The following is a 16,563-nucleotide window of genomic DNA, read 5'->3' on the forward strand; positions in this document are numbered from 1 at the left end:
GCGAGTCCGGATGGCGCGGGTTCTTTTTCAGCAGGCTTTCTAGTAAGGTTACGAGTTCCAGTGTCCAGGATTTGGGCGCCTTGGTTTTTTGTCGTATAAAACGACTTGTCGCAAGTAACGCTGCTTTGCCTATACGGACCCAAACGGCGTTACAATATTTGGTTTTTGCCCCGGATTTCAGAGTTTGATCTGCTGGCCCCTCGATTTTTTCTTCCCTTTTTTTCTCAGATATTCTGGAACCAGGTCAGTTCCGGCAGGATAGCAGGGCTCGAGCAATATTTTCAGAAAATCTGCTGTTGATTTGCCTGTTTCAGCTAGCATATCAGCCGTGTTAACAAACAAGCGTTGGGAAACACCCAGCGCCAGCTCGTTGGCCACTGATCTGCTCTTGTAATTTTTCGAAGCAGCTTTGATCAGAACGTTCAACTGCTCCCGCTGCATCAGTTTGCCGTTTTTCTGGACGTTAGCATAGGCAAGCGTCTCTTTAAGCTGCCTGTCAAACCCGAACTTGCGATCAAAAAGGCTCTCTCCACTCTGTTTGAAAGCCACCCGATCAAATTGGCCCATCTTTTTGGAATGCTCCGCATTCCTGCCCTGGGAGGTGTTCATAGGGCTAAGCTTGATCTTGTTTGTGGCATCCTTCCTGCTGACGATTACCTGTACGTGCATCTGCTCACCCTCCTTCCGCTCGCCTCTCATCTTGATACCTTGTTTGACTTCGGGATCATTATGGCCATAGTAACGGTAGTTTTCCAGCTTAGCAAACCAGATCAGGTCTTGATGCCTGCCGATACCATCACGATTAAAGTTCCGGGCATATTCATCCATCACGCTGGCAGCAAATTCTTTCATTTGCTCTTTCGCGCCCTCCTCGCCGTACTGCTTTTTCAGGAACGCAATTTCTTTCTGGCTCGGACTGATATTGACCAAAAAGAATTTCGCATCCCCCCTGCCGAGCTTGGCGATATTGTTATCGATCTTGGTGATGACCTCATAGGGCCGGATTTCGGACCGCTGCCCATTAAACCAGTGCTCTATTTTTTGCTTGGGGGCAAGCCGATTCTCTTTTTCCAGATAATGCACCAGTCCGCCACTGCTCCCTTTATTGTTGGCTTCCTTGCTGTCGGTGATGTTAATGAACATGACTTGTGATCTGTTGTTTACTTTGCTTACAATAAATTGACCTGCATCTTGGTGGCAGCAATCAGCTCTTCTTTCTCGCGGGCTAGTGTCATCATGCCAAACGAGTCCCTGGATTTGATATAGCTGTCCAGGATATATAGAAACTGCGCTTTCAAGAGCTCCTTGCTCCGTTGGGTTTTCCTGATTGTTTCCATCAGCGCATCGGTTTCCCTGAACCGGCGCGCCAGTTCATTTTGATTGTTGAGAAGGTCCGAGTTGGCTTTGGCTATTTGGCTGTTGAACCGCTGAACAATCTCGTCCTGCGATTCAGCTACCCGTTCCATTTCGGTCTTGATCGGGATGAGCAGGATCTCTTCCTGCTTTCGGATAAAGCCGATGTAATCCTTGTGGCTTTTCATCAAGGCATTCTTCAAAAGTTCATCATTCAAATCCGAAGGATCTTTCTTGCTTTTATAGAAATAGTCCACCATCTGGATGAAGACTTGCCGTTTTGTCCGCCCCAGCTTAAGGGCGATCTTCTCAAACTTCTCGTCGACAGTGGCAGGGTACCTGACCGATTTTACATTGATATCTTCCATATGTTGGCTTTGTTGATGGCAAAAGGCCGAACAGGCCCAAATGCCTTAATTTGTGTATCAGGAATACCGTCTGGTATCCTGTTTTCTTTTCATTCACCAGCAAAAACAGATCGGCGTATCCCCGGAGGATACGCAAAACCCCATTTGCAGCGCAAATGGCAAGCAAAGTAGGGCTCTGCCCAACTTCCGCTTGCTCCTTTTCTTTGACAAGAAAAGGACACGGTTGCCGGCTATCGTCACTGCTTAAACTGCGGCCGTTTTTGGGAAACTGCTAGAAATAGAATTCACATGCCCAGTCCCTGCGACCGTTTGGGCCGCTGTTGCCGGGCCTGGTCTTCAGACGCTTTGATTGCAACCAGCATCTGGTTCAGATCCTTGTAATTTTGATAAATGCCGGAAGCATCAACGAAGTTGATCCCGGCATGCTCGAACTTTTCCAGCAGCCTGGTGCCGGCTGCATCGTGGTCTGGATACACGAAAACCGTCCGGTAACTTCTGAGGATATCCAGGCTTCGATCCGCCAGGCTGACCGAGTTTAAAACAACAAAGTCGCTGCGGACAGGCTCCGATTTTCGTAACGCGAGAAGGGAGAGAAAATCAGTGAAGCCTTCCATTACGCAGACGGATTTGTGGCCGAGCTGGATATGAGTGATGTCCTTGGGGGAAGAGCTGCCTTTGAAGTACTCACTTCTGAGCTCATAGCCGCCTGACCGGGTTTCAAAACCGGCGGCGAAATAGTTAAAACCCCCGATCTTATAGTAGACCTCCTTGCAATATGGAAGGGCAACTTCAAGTGGAATTCCCCGGGTTGCCAGATAACTGCTAATCGCGGGATTGTTTCCCAGGGGCTTAATATCACGGATGATAATAGCAGGAATACTTGGCTGCTTTTCCGTAACGCTTTGCCTTATAGGTTGCGACAGAATTGTTACCGGATGATTTTGCCGTTCAAAAAGAAAAAGGCCATTTATTTTTTCCACCACACTGGAAGCATCCAGATTTGGAAACAGCCGTTCGGCCAGATCGAATAACTCACCACCTTTCAGCAGGGCGTAGTCGTACCATCTGTTAATCGACGTATTTACCCGAAACGACGCAGAACGCTCCGGGTCACGGATAGGGGATAAATACCAGTAGTTTTCTCCCTTGGTATAACTAGGTTCAACACCGATTTTACTGAGAAAATCAGTGATTGGTAGCTCGTTTAACTGCTTGATGTTCATGATTTTATTTATTTGATAAGCAAACCTCTTTTTGTGCGGGCTGGTAGACGTGTATTTTTCGATGAGATGATGAGAAGTAGATATAAGGACTTGATAGCAAATAAGATAAGCGCTCATCATAGCCTCATCATCCATTTCAGCCTTGATGAGTTTTCTCATCGTACTCATCAAACCTCATCATAAATAGGAATATCTTGATGAGTGTGTTATGCGCTGAAAATTAACGAGTTGGACTCCAATTAAAAGCTCTCATCAAACTTTGCCCGGATCCAATCAGTAGTGATGCTGTAATACCTACCGGTTGAATGAACTGCGGCCAGGTCATTGCAGCCGTTGTATAGGTAGGTCTGATAATTCAGGCTATTGGCGGCCGGTTTCAATCCCCAGTCGTTCTGTAACACATTGGAAACCTGCTGACGGGTGAGCCTGGGCATATTCCGCTTCAATAGTTCAAGCATATCCTTATTGGTGAATTCAAGCTTGTCGATGCCTGTATTTTCGAAGATTTCTCTCACAATAAATAGCATTTCGGTTTCCAGCCGGTTACGGTTGTTACGAATGACGCGCATTAATGCTTCGGTACGTATCTGTCTTTCCGAAAACCACATTCTGGTTTGGGCGATCGGCACCGAGAGGTTGCGCGAGAGCAAATAATGCAGAAATGCGGGAAGCTCGCAGGCCATTGAGTCGAGAAGGTGAATATTTTCGGATTGGAGCACTGGTACCTTTCGTATCCAGTAGCGCGTTTCGGCAGGGTCGATCACAATGAAGTTTTCTTCATTGTTAGAGCACAGTACAAACTTTCCAAAGAACTCGGTTTCCTTACGGTCCTTCCCTTTGGCTTCAACCTTGGAATTTCTTGCAGTGCTGAGATTCTTGATTTTCTCCGAATCTTCCCGCCGGTCGAGCAGCACTTCATCCACAGCAATGATCAGGGTGTTCATCCAATCGGAATTAAATTGAGACCTGAAATCACTGTTGCCATTGAAGGTCATGTTCTTGCCAAAGATCAATTTTAGAAAATTCAGGAAGGTAGTTTTCCCGGTTTTCCGCTCCTTCGAGACCAGGCATAATACAGGAAGCTTCTGTGTCGGCCTTTGATAAAGCAGGCTTAAATAATCTAAGCCCAATTCATATTGCTCTCCGAATATGTGCTTGATAAATCCGAGTGTAATTACCGGGTCGCCTGGTTCTGGCTTCGCTTCCAGCCGATGATAGAGATTGTAAAAGTTCCCGACGGTCTCTTTGTAGTCTAAATGATCTGGGACGCAACAGAAACCATCGAATTTCCGGATCTTTTTGATCTGGCTAGGTTCAAGGTCTTGTCTGAGCATCTCAGCCGACCATGGGATCCACATTTCGACAAATTCCTTACTGACGGTCGGCTGCATACATTTTTTGTAATAGCCAGTCTGAACCCGTATGTAGCTGCCTGGCAGATTCAACGGATAATTGCTGCTTGTCATGATACAGGAATTAGCTTAGCGAAGTTTGCTCTTGGCAGGCCCTCCCAGAGATGGAATTTGCTCTCGCAGCTCAGCCATGGTTTTTTTCTTTCCTGATTTAATCCAGTCTTCTAATTCAGACTTGTAGAAGTAGAGCCGCTTGCCTTTCTTGCTTACAGGAATCTCCCTGTGGCACACTTTCCCGTATAGCGTCTGCACCGAAAGGTTAAGAAACTCGGCCGCCTGGGAAATGGTCATTAGTTCGGCTGCTTCTGGAAGGGGCTGCCGGGATTCCATTAACAGGTCTTGAAGATTGTCAAGCTTCTGGTGAAGCTCTGAAACCGCACGCGGGAGTTGGTCGAATGAATATTGCTCCATAACAATTGGTGTTTTTGTTTGATACCGCAATGTTATGTCGTTGTTTTGGAGGGTTACAAGTAGGCAGTGGTGTCACCTTACTTTTACCTACTGACATTTTTTGATTTTTGTAGATAGTAATGAAAAAAGTTTTTTGGTCTATTCTGTTTAGCCTGTTCTTTTGCTCGAACGCGAAATCGCAAAAAATACCTTTCGAGCAAATCGAAAGCATGTTTTCCAAGATGAAGGCGGATGGCGTTAATACGGATAAGACAATGTTATGGGGATATTTTTTTGTAGCACTCAAGCGACATAGTTTTGAGCAGATTAAAAGCGAACTGGTTGTCGAAAACTTTGTGTTCGTCAAGACTTACCGTGGTGATAAGAAGGATTATTGGTTGCATCTGGAAAGAAAGGAAATTCACAATGCGAAAAGCCTGTTCGAGCTCAATGAGAAGTTATACAGGTTAGCCGAGAAATATGAAATAACTTACGATGGGTTTGATGTAGGCAATGTGGATCCAAGCAAAGCAATTGAGCGGGACAAAAATATTGTTCCCTAGTAATCCAAAACCGCCAGGTCTTCAAGATCTATATCGATTATTTCTAAGGCTATGAATTGAAAACTGTCTAGCAAGTTATGAGATTTGATCCATACTGATCCTCTTCTTTTATTGAAACAATGTCGCAATTTGATAACTCCACCCACACGTTTTCTTTAAGGAAGGTACTGTCGATTGCAGTACCCTGCTCGTTTGGTTGGGCCTGCACGTATTTTAGCACCGATATTCTAAGGGCGTACTCTTACGGATTGTTCCTATGGCTCCCTTTTGTAATTGGAGCGACTTCCACACTAATGTACGGCCATAAAAAGCAGGAGCCGGATAAAAAGATCCGAAATAATGCATATCTAACTTTGCTAATTTTCTGCATTGGACTGCTGATTTTCGCTTGGGAAGGTATCATCTGCCTGATAATGGCAGCACCGATAGGCCTTCTGCTTACATACTTAGGGTACTTGGTTGCACGAATCTTTCTTCCCAATATGTCTAATAATGGGACCCGGGCTGCTGGTACTCTGCTGTTATTATCCGTTCCTGCGTTAATGGCATTTGAAGGAAAAGCCGTCAAGGACGATGATTTAAGGTCGGTAACAAGCTCTGTCAAAATAAACGCCACGCCAGAGAAAGTCTGGGACAATGTCATCGCATTTCCAAGATTAGGTGAGCCGACTGAGCTCATTTTCAAGACTGGTATTGCTTACCCTATTGACGCAACGATCAAAGGAAGCGGTGTAGGAGCTGTTAGGCGCTGTAATTTTTCAACGGGAAGTTTTGTGGAGCCTATCACGGTTTGGGATGAACCCAGGCTGTTGAAGTTTTCTGTCGAGGAGCAACCAGCATCCATGAAGGAAGTCAGCTTTTATGATGTCCGCCCTAATCACTTGCATGGTTATTGGATTTCGAAGGAAGGGCAGTTTAAGCTTACAAAGCTTCCGGATGGTCATACTTTATTGGAAGGGACTACTTGGTACGTCAACAAAATCCGCCCAGGGTTTTACTGGACAATGTGGAGTGACTTTATCGTGCACAAAATTCACAATCGGGTTTTGCAACACATCAAAGAGCAGGTTGAGGTACAAGAAGAGTACAAGAAATGAGCTTTACAAACACCAATAAAAAGAGAATCAGAGGCTGGAAAAGAAAGGTTAAGAAAATAGATCGATGGTTCGAGGCCAACAAAATGCCTGATCTAAGCTACTTCGAAGTGAAGGGCGAAGAATATGTCAAAATAAGAATTGATCCTTGGACACGGGTAACTGAAAGGGTACCACCAGATTGGTATTTTCGTTTAATAATCCAAAAACTGGTCGTAATCCATAATCTTTGGCAAGAGATTTTTGATCGCCAGAAGATTCCCTACGACCTTCAAATCTGGCTGAACTATCCGAATACTATCAGAAGCGAAGTTGTGTGTGCAAAGGTTGATAGTTTTGGCGGAGCTAGGGACAACTATTACAAAAAGAGTTCAAAAAATAAGTCGCTACCCCTCTGTTGGGCAAAAAGCATCCCAGAATTGCAACTATTCACTTGGCAGGTGCACGATGATGAAGATTTGTGCTTCAAACAAATTGAAGAGCTAGATGAAGATGACATTAACAATCTCCTAAGAAAGGGTTTCATCGAAGAGAAAGACGTACTTGAAGGTCGGGACGAGACAATGTATAGCAAAAAAGTTGGCCACGTATGGATTGGTCGGGTAAGCAAGGTCTAATGATTTAGTCCCCGCTCCGCTTTTTCGTCCTGCCGACGGGAACCAATATCAAACCAGAACTTTTCCTGTTCACAGTCAAAATTGGAGACTTACAGATTTTAGCGTCGGAGGAGATAATTCCATTCAGGTAGCCAGCTGTGAAGGATTTCGCATGACCATTTGAGACATACCGGAAGTGCGCAATAATCCAGCTTTCAAGTTCCGCCTTGTTGCAGGAAACGATCAGATTCCCTTCGATCAGCTGTTTGAAAGCGTCTGCTAGCTGATTACCATTGCTGTTGAAAAGTAGCTTTCTTTTGGGAGAAGCGTTAGTTGTCAGAAGTGAGAATAGGGACGGCTGTTCCTGTATGTCGAAATATTCCTTAAAAATTCGGAAAAATTGCTCGGCTATACCTTCCGTAAAAACAGGGAAACGGCGAACACGTAATGGTTTGGGGTTCACTTCGACTGTCCGAAGGTCGGTATCATGTTCCTCCGTATTTTCAAGCGCGTTGATCTCCTCGAAAAACTGGGCGAGGCTTTCCTCCCTTTCCCGGACGGAGTCGCACAAGTCGTCAACGAATTCGGGCGTAACGATGACATCCATTTTGCCTGGCTCCAATATCGTGGTGCAAAAAATTTCACCGAGTTCGATTATCAGCAGAAAATCATCCCGGTATACTTCACCCGCGGTCGGATTGTTGTTGAAGTAATTCTCCCAGAACCGATTGAACTGGATCAGCAGCTTCCTGGTCTGACCGAGATATGCGTTTCTGTTTTTCCGGTCGACGCCAAAGATGTCAATTAAGGCGAGCTCTTTCAAAATCCGCAGCCGCTGACGAAACTCAAACGAGAAGTACGGGTTCTGGTGTTTGATGCTATATCCCAGGCCTGTGATGGGCCCGGCTTTGGACGATTTCCGCTTGTCCCGCATTTCAGAAAGGCGCAAATCAAATTTTTGGATAAAAGTGAAATACTCTTTGAAATGATCCATGCCTGGGATTTAGTTTCGGCGCACTGGTATTTTTTGGAATTCAGACTGCCCTGAGATACTACAACAACGCGCTCAGGTATTTCTTTGTTTTTTCATCATCGAAGCTTCCCAGGTAACTTTCTGTCGTAGAAATCGATGTGTGACCAAGCGCCTGACTAATGAAGGCCAGCGGAGCTTCGGATTGAAGAAGGATTGTGGCAAAGGAGTGTCTGGCACTGTACGTATTCACATCGCTTTGAATTTCAAGCTCTTTGGCAATTCCCCTCATATATTGATTGGTAATCTTAATGACCTGACTGATTACAATCCTTTCTCTCTCCGCTGTCATATCATTCATAAGAAATGGGAATACGTGTTTCGTCGGCTTCCGGTCTTCACTGGCCCATCTTTCGATGATCTCCACTGTTTCAGGTAGTAAAGTCACTTTAATTCGTGACTGATTGCTCTTCCTGCTTCGCGCCGTTTTTTGTCGCACAAACGTCAAGCTTCCGGATTGAACATCTTCCCATTTTAGCCGACATATATCGTTCATATTCATTCCATTACATAGGTACGAAAAAACCCACAAGTCCCGACTGCGCTGCTCCATACCTGGCTTACATTCGTAAGCAATAATACTTAGCACCTCGGCTTTCGTCAACGCCTTTTTTGTGTTGGTACCTGCCGGAATGGTATAACGATTTTTTGTAAAGGGGTACAAATCACGATTTACAACCCCATTCTCGATGGCATCATTAAACACGGATCTAATATGGCGGCCATAAATACCCACCGTGGTAATGGAAGCTGGAACTGCTTTTCCTTTTTTGCTTTTTGCTGCTTTTCCATGTTTAAGCATCCATTTCTCATACATAGTAAGCAGCTTCGACGTCAGGTGTTCAAATTTTATAACCAGGTCCTCTGCGGCAACAACCTTTCCTTTTGGGGCAATAAAATGCAAATATTCATATCGCTGTTCAACCGTGAGAGAGCCCACGAAACGGGCAAGAGAAGCAGCAGCCGAGTGATAACTGGTTGCGTTACCGATTCTACCTTGCAGCGTCATTGACTCCGCTTTCGATTTCAGCGCCGTGATAACGTTATTTTGATCCTTCCGGTCTTCCAACGGCTTCCTCTCCTGACCATACATACTTATTTCATATGCGAACACTTCAAAACTAAAATCACCACGAAGGTTGGAGATAACGGTTTTCGCTCGGGCCATATAACTCTCCACTTCCTTGCCGGTTTGATCCTCTACAAAATAGGTTCCGTATAGCATGTTCCACAACTTCCGACGATAGTCATTTTTAACTTGCCCTGGAATTCCATTTCTGTGCTTTTTCAGAAATGCCCAATCTTCATCCAGCACCTTAATACCGGTGGTGAAAAGTCTCTGCTTCCCGTTGAAGGAGACCAACCATTTCACTATGCCTTCACCCTCTTTTGAAGTCCGCTTATCGAGGAATAAATTGATTGTAACGGGGCCCATGATTTCTTGTCATTTGGTAGTGGTTGCAATACACTTGCAATACAAACATATGAAAACATCCAAAACAAACGACAAGTATATCAAAAAATAAAAATCACAAAACCCTAATTAACAGACAATTAAATAAATAATCAAAAATATGAAAAATTAAAAAAGTACAATTTCGACGTGACTCATAATCAGTAGGTGCCTGGTTCGATTCCAGGTGGGCCCACTTGACAATCAAGCACTTACGAGATAAAACTCGATAAGTGCTTTTTTATTTGCAAACAATTTGAGGATTTTTCACTGTGAGTCCAGTGACTCAATCAGACTAATGACACATCGCCCTTGCGCTCTCACCATCTTAACCGACGAGACCGCCTTATCAGGTCATCCGAGAATAAAGTAATTGAAAAACAAGCATTTAATTTAGATCCAATTAGTTATAACCGTTTATGTTTCCTATCTTCCAAGATGGAAAACAAACATATGATAGGGGGGTTGGTCTCGTTGCTAACAGACCCCCGGAAGCGGTTGACGATCAAAAAGTATTTGAAGCGTATTTACTATTGTGAAGAAATTGGCGACAGTGACAAAAAGATGCAGGCCTTTTTCGAAAGGGAGTTGATCCCTATTCCAGTGAACTGATTGATGCAATAAGATGATGTCCGGCGAGCCCTAGTGTAATATGCTAGGGCTCGCTTTTTTTCTGAAAGTCTATCCAAACCTGTATGTGCAGACTAATCCGAGCCGCTCCATGTGCGAAGGCAACAACTTTTCCATGTTCACGGACACTCAAAAAGTCAGGTTTTAACGGCCATCGAGCAGGCTTCGCATCACCGGCGTGAGATGTATTAAAGCGTTTTTTGAAAGCGGATCATTCTCCAAGAAATGAAATATTATTCTAAATATTTCTTAATTGATTTTTATTTACAAAATTTTATTCTAAATTTGGTAAATATTTTAAAATAATGTTATGAATAAAGGAACAGTTAAGTTTTTTAATGATACCAAAGGGTTTGGGTTCATTGCTCCGGAAAATGGCGGAGATGATATTTTTGTACACACTAGTGGTCTCAATCACGATATCCGTGAGAATGACAGTGTATCTTACGAAGTAGAAGAAGGGAGAAAAGGCCTGAACGCAGTTAATGTAACTATTATCTAAGCGACCGGACATACAAAGTATAACAGAATCCTCCCGGTGTGGAGGATTTTTTGTTTTAGACCATATATTATGAAAACCAGCATCGAGCAACACCGGAGATCGTTACGGCAGATTGTGGCATCGCTATTAACAGAGCTGCCTGCTACGCTTTTTGGTAAAGTTTTGCTTTGCTCGACTGCGTTCCTTTCTATCCTGCTTTCCTTTTTGCTTCGGTTTGTACTGCAATACCGGAAATCGGTTATTCGAAAAAATTTGACAAGCTCTTTCCCGACCAAACCTTCCCGCGAGATTCGTAAGCTTATGAGCGCTTATTACCGTCACATGAGCGATCTGCTACTTGAACCTTTTTTGTTTTACCTGGCACCCGAGCGACTCAGAAAGCGTCTGGCCAACTACATAAATCCGGAAGTTCTGGAGTTGCTCTATACAGACCGTCGGCCAGTAATAGTATTCGCATCACATTACGGAAACTGGGAGTACCTGATAAATCTTCCGCAAGTGACGGACTACCCGGTCTATTCAGCGTATTCGCCGATCAAAAATAGTTTGCTCGACAGCTTGATGATCAGACTGCGGTCATTTTTGGGAGTCAAACTTATCCCCAAAAAGGGATTCTACCGACAGGCGTTGTCACTACTGCGGCAAACTGCTATACCCAACTTGCTGGTTGTCATTGCGGATCAGCGGCCTGCGCCGGGAAACGACAAATTCCATATTTCTTTTCTGGACCAGGATACTGCCGTTCAAACGGGAGGGGAAAGGATGGCGGCATCATCGCATGCAGCAGTCGTCTATGTTGAATCCCAAAAAAGATCCCGTTTCAGCTACGAGTTTACATTTCGGCTGATGGAACATCCCGACCGATCCACACCCCTAAGCATTACAAAGGCCTACTACCATTTTCTCGAAAAGAGCATCAGCCGCGCGCCATCTTACTGGCTGTGGTCACACAACCGTTGGAAGATTCCGGCAGCCAATGCAATTCACGCATCTTAAATACTTACTATGGCCGCACATCTTATTCGGAAGGACACTGTTTTTCAACCTGATTCCAGCCGTGTAATTGCACGATTTCTATACAACGGAGACGATCGGAGCAGGCAGTTAATCTCGCTTATTCTCACCCTCGATACAAGCACCCAGGTACGGCAATTAAACAACGTCCTGAGAAAATACGCTAAACGGCACCGGAATATCCTGAAAGTGTTTGAGCGGCATTTCCGAAAGCTGGACTCCTTGCTAGAGACCATGAAAATCAACCCGCAGGACCTGGAAACAAAGCAGCGTCTGCTAATCGGTGCCTATTTCACGATGGAATACTCCATCGAAGCCGCCGCGTTCTTCAATCCGTCCATTGTGGCCGACCCGGACCAGTCCGGTACCGAGCCCGGTGAAACCCGGATTATCCTCAGCTTCCGTGCTACGGGGGAAGGCCATATATCTTCGATCGTATTCCGGTCTGCACTCATTGACCAAAATAATGATATCACCATCGATACACCGGGGCGATTGCTCGACTCTCCCGAGCATGTCCGGAACCACATATATAAGAAAAAGTCGTTTTTGTCGAAACTTGGCGAAATGCAGGACTTGGATAATCTTGCGTACCCGGCTATTGAAGGAAAACTAACGGAGACCTTCACTTACGAAGAGCTTAAAAGGTATGTGGAAGAAACCAGCAGTTTGCCGGGAATGGATATTCCGGGCGCGCTATTTCTCCGGGAGGTAATGTGGCTGGCCTCGTCGCATTACGAAATGGATTTCTCCCTGGACACCGACATTTCTGAACGCGTGATCTTTCCCATCGCCGATACGGAAAAGCGGGGTATCGAAGATGCAAGGTTTGTCTGTTTTACAGATGACAAGCAACAGCAGACCTACTATGCTACTTACACCGCATACGACGGCGCCAATATACTGCCCAAGCTGTTGACTACCCGCGACTTTTACCATTTCAAAGTACTGCCACTTCACGGAGAAATTGCGCAGAACAAGGGCATGGCACTGTTTCCCCGCAAAATCAACGGCAAATACGCCATGCTTTGCCGTATCGATGGCGTCAACAATTACATTGCTTACTCAGAAAATATCAGTGTTTGGCGAAAGGCAACTTTGATCCAAACACCAAAGTTCCCCTGGGAATTTGTTCAAATTGGAAATTGTGGCTCGCCCATAGAAACGCGGGCCGGATGGCTGGTAATGACCCACGGAGTGGGACCGATGCGCGAGTACGTGCTTGGTGCCTCGCTGTTTGAACTGGAAAACCCTGAAAATGAAATCGGACGCCTGACTGATCCTTTGCTAATCCCCAACGCAAGCGAGCGCGACGGCTATGTACCGAACGTAGTGTATTCCTGCGGTGCCTTTGTGCACAATCAGAGTCTGATTATTCCTTACGCCACCTCCGACTATGCTTCTACCTACGCCGCAGTCAATTTGGAAGAATTGTTGGAAGACCTTCTCCGGGACAAAAGTTAACGACCAAGTATTTGTTCATATACCGTCAGATAATTGTCAACCATCTTTTCTTTCGAAAACATGGCTTTCGCCCATTGGCGGCATTCCTGTCTGTCAAGTTGCCATATCTTTTCAACAGCCTCAACCGCGTCACCGATTGTCTGAACCAGGAAACCGGTTTTTCCGTCGACGACCAGCTCGCACATCGAGCCACGGTTGAAGGCGATTACAGGCGTGCCGCAGAACATCGATTCAGCGACACTTAAACCAAAGGGTTCGTCGAACTGAATCGGATGAAGCAGGGCGAGAGCCTTTCCCAGCAACGTTTTGCGCTCGGATGGCCCTACATTTCCAATATAATAAACGGATCTTTCGTCGATACAGGGTTTGATTTTTTGCTCAAAATAGGCGTCGTCCTGGATCAGCCCCGCGATCAACAGGATCTTTCCCGACTCCCTGGCTATCTGAATCGCTTCCATTGTTCCCTTCTCGGGATGGATACGCCCGAAAAACAGTAGATAATCCTGCGGACTTGTCTCGAAAGGAAAATCCTTGCCATCAACACCGTTATATACTGTTGCGATGTAATCCAGCTCGATGCTGCGGTCGGCATTGCTGATTGATGCGTACGAGCATGAGTCATTATACTTCCGGTACACATCCATAATTTTGGGAGAGGAAAAACCATGGATCGTCGTCAGCATCGGCGTGTGGATCAGTTTTGAGTAGGTCAATGGGAGAAAATCGAAATGATTGTGGATCAGATCAAACCGCCCGGCATTTTCCATTAAGTGACTGATATGCAAGCACTCTGCCACCTTCGGGTCGATATTCCTGTCTTCGGCGTAAGGTACCTCGCAAGTTCCCTCCAGAGTTGCCGCAGTTACCGAATCGGTTGTGGCAAAAAGCGTCACATCGATCCCCTTCTCGACGAGCCCTTCCGTCAGATACGAAGCCACCTGCTCCCAGGGGCCGTACTGCCGGGGCGGCGTACGCCAGGCGATCGATGACAATATAGCGACCTTCATACCAGTTCCGCATCCATTTTGGTGATCTCTTCAAACGCTTCAAGCACGCTCAAATGTGAGATCAGATAGGCCAATGTGCTTTCAGCCCCCTGGTTTCGGTTCACCCCTGAGCTTTCCAACCCGTCGCAACAACCTTTTGTTTCAAAATCGTAGAGGCTTACCCGGAGGTCGTTTTCTCCCAAAAACCACATGAAACAGGTGTAAAGCTTCTGAATGTAAGACTGATCTTTGGTAAGCCGGAAAGCCTGATGGAACATCAATACCATGGCAAGCGCATCCAGCGGCTGCTGGGCAAACATCGATTGCTCGCGGTCTCTGCTGTACCAATCCTGGTTGCCCACAACGGATAAATAGCCGTTACGAAGCGTCACATCCGAAAGGAAATCCATACTCTCTCTGGCTACTTCTAAAACGCGGGGATCGTGTAAAAACTCTGCCGCATGCAAGAGCGCCAAAGGCAAAAATGCATTGTCGTAGGCCAGCAGGGATTCAAACCATTGCCAGTCATCGCTGCGGTGGATGTCGTAATCCGCAAGGAGCCTGTTGGTCAGGGTCTCCAGTATTTTGATCATCCCTTCGTCAGTCGGGTTGCTTTTGAGGTAATGGCACACCCCGACAATGGTGTTGGCAATACTTCGGATAGATTTTAGACTGGTAAAATTGGGAACGGCGGCGAAGAAAATCTCGCGGCCCGTCTGGTAATAGGCGTCATTAGGCGCATTACCGAGCAGATAACCCAAAGACCAGATCGTACGACCGAAAGAGTCCTCCGACCCAACTTCATCCAGGAAGTTTCGGTTGAAACTTAGGAAGTTCCGGAACATACCGTCCTGGGTCTGCATGTAATTGATGTAGCTCAAATAGGTGGGCGACAGTTTTAGGGCGAGCGGATGCTTATTTCTTTTGTAGGTCATCAAAACCATCAGCAAAGCCCTCGCATTGTCATCCAGGCAATACCCTTCTTTCAGGTTTGGGATCCCGTATTTGGCGTGCTGAATAATGCCCGTGTCGTCGGTGAGCCGCTGCACATGATCGAGCAGGAATGGCGGAAGCGTAAGCGGGTCAAGAATCATCGGATTGCCCGATTCAATATCCAGCCCGATTTCCACTATTGACTCCGCCAATTCCAGGTATTTCTCCCCAATTTTCGGCCAGGTTATTTCGCGACCATAATCAAATGCATTTTTTCTGAGCTGCCACATTTGCTCGGGATGATCGAGCAATTCAAGGAGTATTTCGGTAAGTGCCGGCGAATCGTGGAAATTGAACAGGCGCCCCCTGCCATCGGCGAGCAGTTCTGCCGCATGCCAGTAGGGCGTAGAGATCACCGCATTACCGGCGCCGATCGCATAGGAAAGTGTCCCACTGGTGATCTGGGCCTCGCTGGTATAAGGGGTGATGTAGATATCGGAGGCCGAAAGGTATTTGAAAAGCTCGGCCTGACCGATGAACTCGTTCAGAAACACGACGTGCTTTTCAATTCCCAGTTGTTTGACCAGGCCTGCAAGGAAGACGCGGTATTCTTCCCCGGCATGTCTGACTACGTTGGGGTGTGTTTTACCAAGCACAATGTAGACAAGTTGCGGGTACTTCTTAACTACCTCGGGCAAGGCCCTCAGGACTGTCTCAATCCCTTTGTTCCGCCCGATAAAGCCGAAGGTTAGCAGAACCTGTTTGGAGGAAAGCTTGAACTCTTTCTTCGCCAGAAGCTGGTCAAACTGTATATCTGGCACACCATGAGCGATCCGGGCGATCTTGTCGGCTGGCACCTGATACACCTCCGAAAGCATATCGACCGCCGTCTGGCTCATGACGACAACTGACTGCGCTATTTTGCATATCTCTGTCATAACAGCCTTCTGATTGTATGAAGGTGTTTTTAAAACGGTATGCAACGTCACTATCAACGGAATTTTTAATCGGTACAAAAGAGGCAGGATATAAATGCCGTTCTGCCCCCCGAATATGCCGAATTCGTGTTCGAGAATACATACATCCGCCCCGCTCAGGTCAATGACATTGGCCGCTTCGAGGTAATCGGTCTGCTCTTCCTGCCGGATAGTAAGCTTCACCTCTTTGGGATAATCGTAATGCAGGCCATTGTCGTCTATGGCGACCACAAAACCCTCAGAACCACTGACCAGGGCATCCGCTCCGACGGTAGAATGAAATAAGTTTTGGGTAAATGTGCCAATTCCGCACTCCCGGGGTGGGTAGGTTCCTATAAACGCAATTTTCATTTTTGCCGTTTGTTGATTTCTCCTAAGATAACCTAATTAAACGGCATTATCCGCGACTATTTCAGCAGCAGTCAAATACTTCCGCGAATCACCATGAATTAATGAAAAGTGTTGAATATCAAGCAAAAGAACCTACCTTACAACAAAACTAAAAACCATGTCAACAGAAAAAAACCAGCAGAAAACCGACAAGAAAAAGCCCGCCAAAAACCTGAAAGAAAAGC

The 16,563-nt window shown here is 46.0% G+C and carries 15 protein-coding genes; 6 read left to right on the plus strand and 9 right to left on the minus strand.

The window, feature by feature from the left end:
- Positions 1-177 precede the first annotated feature (177 nt).
- The 5 genes from ACTJJJ_RS24610 to ACTJJJ_RS24630 all read right to left on the minus strand — a co-directional run bounded on the left by ACTJJJ_RS24610 (position 178) and on the right by ACTJJJ_RS24630 (position 4,767).
- Entirely contained in the window at positions 178-1,143 is a 966-nt protein-coding gene (locus ACTJJJ_RS24610) for a DUF5712 family protein (protein ID WP_440703299.1), read from the minus strand.
- 26 nt (positions 1,144-1,169) lie between these two features.
- A complete protein-coding gene (locus ACTJJJ_RS24615) occupies positions 1,170-1,721 on the minus strand; it encodes a BfmA/BtgA family mobilization protein (protein ID WP_440703300.1) in 552 nt (183 codons plus the stop codon).
- Positions 1,722-2,005: 284 nt separating this feature from the next.
- Positions 2,006-3,103, minus strand: coding sequence for a toprim domain-containing protein (locus ACTJJJ_RS24620; protein WP_440703301.1), 1,098 nt, complete (start codon positions 3,101-3,103; stop codon positions 2,006-2,008).
- 80 nt (positions 3,104-3,183) lie between these two features.
- Positions 3,184-4,410, minus strand: coding sequence for a primase-helicase family protein (locus ACTJJJ_RS24625; RefSeq protein ID WP_440703302.1), 1,227 nt, complete (start codon positions 4,408-4,410; stop codon positions 3,184-3,186).
- A gap of 15 nt (positions 4,411-4,425) precedes the next feature.
- Positions 4,426-4,767, minus strand: a complete 342-nt coding sequence (locus tag ACTJJJ_RS24630; protein ID WP_440703303.1) for a helix-turn-helix domain-containing protein — start codon at positions 4,765-4,767, stop codon at positions 4,426-4,428.
- Between the two features lie 119 nt (positions 4,768-4,886).
- On the opposite strand from ACTJJJ_RS24630, the gene ACTJJJ_RS24635 reads away from it, so the two are divergent.
- From ACTJJJ_RS24635 to ACTJJJ_RS24645, 3 genes are all read left to right on the plus strand, one after another.
- Positions 4,887-5,309, plus strand: coding sequence for a ribonuclease E inhibitor RraB (locus tag ACTJJJ_RS24635; protein ID WP_440703304.1), 423 nt, complete (start codon positions 4,887-4,889; stop codon positions 5,307-5,309).
- A gap of 119 nt (positions 5,310-5,428) precedes the next feature.
- On the plus strand, positions 5,429-6,406 hold the full coding sequence (locus tag ACTJJJ_RS24640) for a hypothetical protein (protein ID WP_440703305.1): 978 nt from the start codon (positions 5,429-5,431) through the stop codon (positions 6,404-6,406).
- Positions 6,403-7,020, plus strand: coding sequence for a hypothetical protein (locus ACTJJJ_RS24645; RefSeq protein WP_440703306.1), 618 nt, complete (start codon positions 6,403-6,405; stop codon positions 7,018-7,020). The genes ACTJJJ_RS24640 and ACTJJJ_RS24645 overlap by 4 nt, the downstream gene beginning before the upstream one ends.
- Before the next feature lie 4 nt (positions 7,021-7,024).
- On the opposite strand, the gene ACTJJJ_RS24650 is transcribed toward ACTJJJ_RS24645, so the two are convergent.
- The gene (locus ACTJJJ_RS24650; RefSeq protein ID WP_440703307.1) at positions 7,025-7,993 is read right to left on the minus strand and encodes a hypothetical protein; all 969 of its coding nucleotides are present in this window, start codon (positions 7,991-7,993) and stop codon (positions 7,025-7,027) included.
- Between the two features lie 58 nt (positions 7,994-8,051).
- Entirely contained in the window at positions 8,052-9,464 is a 1,413-nt protein-coding gene (locus ACTJJJ_RS24655) for a tyrosine-type recombinase/integrase (RefSeq protein ID WP_440703308.1), read from the minus strand.
- Between the two features lie 958 nt (positions 9,465-10,422).
- Here ACTJJJ_RS24655 and ACTJJJ_RS24660 point away from each other — a divergent pair.
- From ACTJJJ_RS24660 to ACTJJJ_RS24670, 3 genes are all read left to right on the plus strand, one after another.
- Positions 10,423-10,614 carry a cold-shock protein gene (locus tag ACTJJJ_RS24660; RefSeq protein WP_188936635.1) on the plus strand — a complete coding sequence of 64 codons (192 nt, stop codon included), beginning with the start codon at positions 10,423-10,425 and terminating at the stop codon, positions 10,612-10,614.
- A 69-nt stretch (positions 10,615-10,683) separates the two neighbouring features.
- Positions 10,684-11,610 (plus strand): lysophospholipid acyltransferase family protein, encoded by a 927-nt coding sequence (locus ACTJJJ_RS24665; protein ID WP_426291874.1) that lies wholly within the window; start codon positions 10,684-10,686, stop codon positions 11,608-11,610.
- 9 nt (positions 11,611-11,619) lie between these two features.
- Positions 11,620-13,092, plus strand: coding sequence for a glycoside hydrolase family 130 protein (locus tag ACTJJJ_RS24670; protein ID WP_440703309.1), 1,473 nt, complete (start codon positions 11,620-11,622; stop codon positions 13,090-13,092).
- Here ACTJJJ_RS24670 and ACTJJJ_RS24675 read toward each other — a convergent pair.
- Entirely contained in the window at positions 13,089-14,099 is a 1,011-nt protein-coding gene (locus ACTJJJ_RS24675) for a glycosyltransferase family 4 protein (protein ID WP_440703310.1), read from the minus strand. The genes ACTJJJ_RS24670 and ACTJJJ_RS24675 overlap by 4 nt on opposite strands.
- Positions 14,096-16,339, minus strand: a complete 2,244-nt coding sequence (locus ACTJJJ_RS24680; protein ID WP_188936643.1) for a glycosyltransferase family 4 protein — start codon at positions 16,337-16,339, stop codon at positions 14,096-14,098. The genes ACTJJJ_RS24675 and ACTJJJ_RS24680 overlap by 4 nt, the downstream gene beginning before the upstream one ends.
- Positions 16,340-16,563: the final 224 nt, after the last annotated feature.

The organism is Dyadobacter sp. 22481, assembly GCF_052044875.1.
Taxonomy (GTDB): Bacteria; Bacteroidota; Bacteroidia; order Cytophagales; family Spirosomataceae; genus Dyadobacter; species Dyadobacter endophyticus.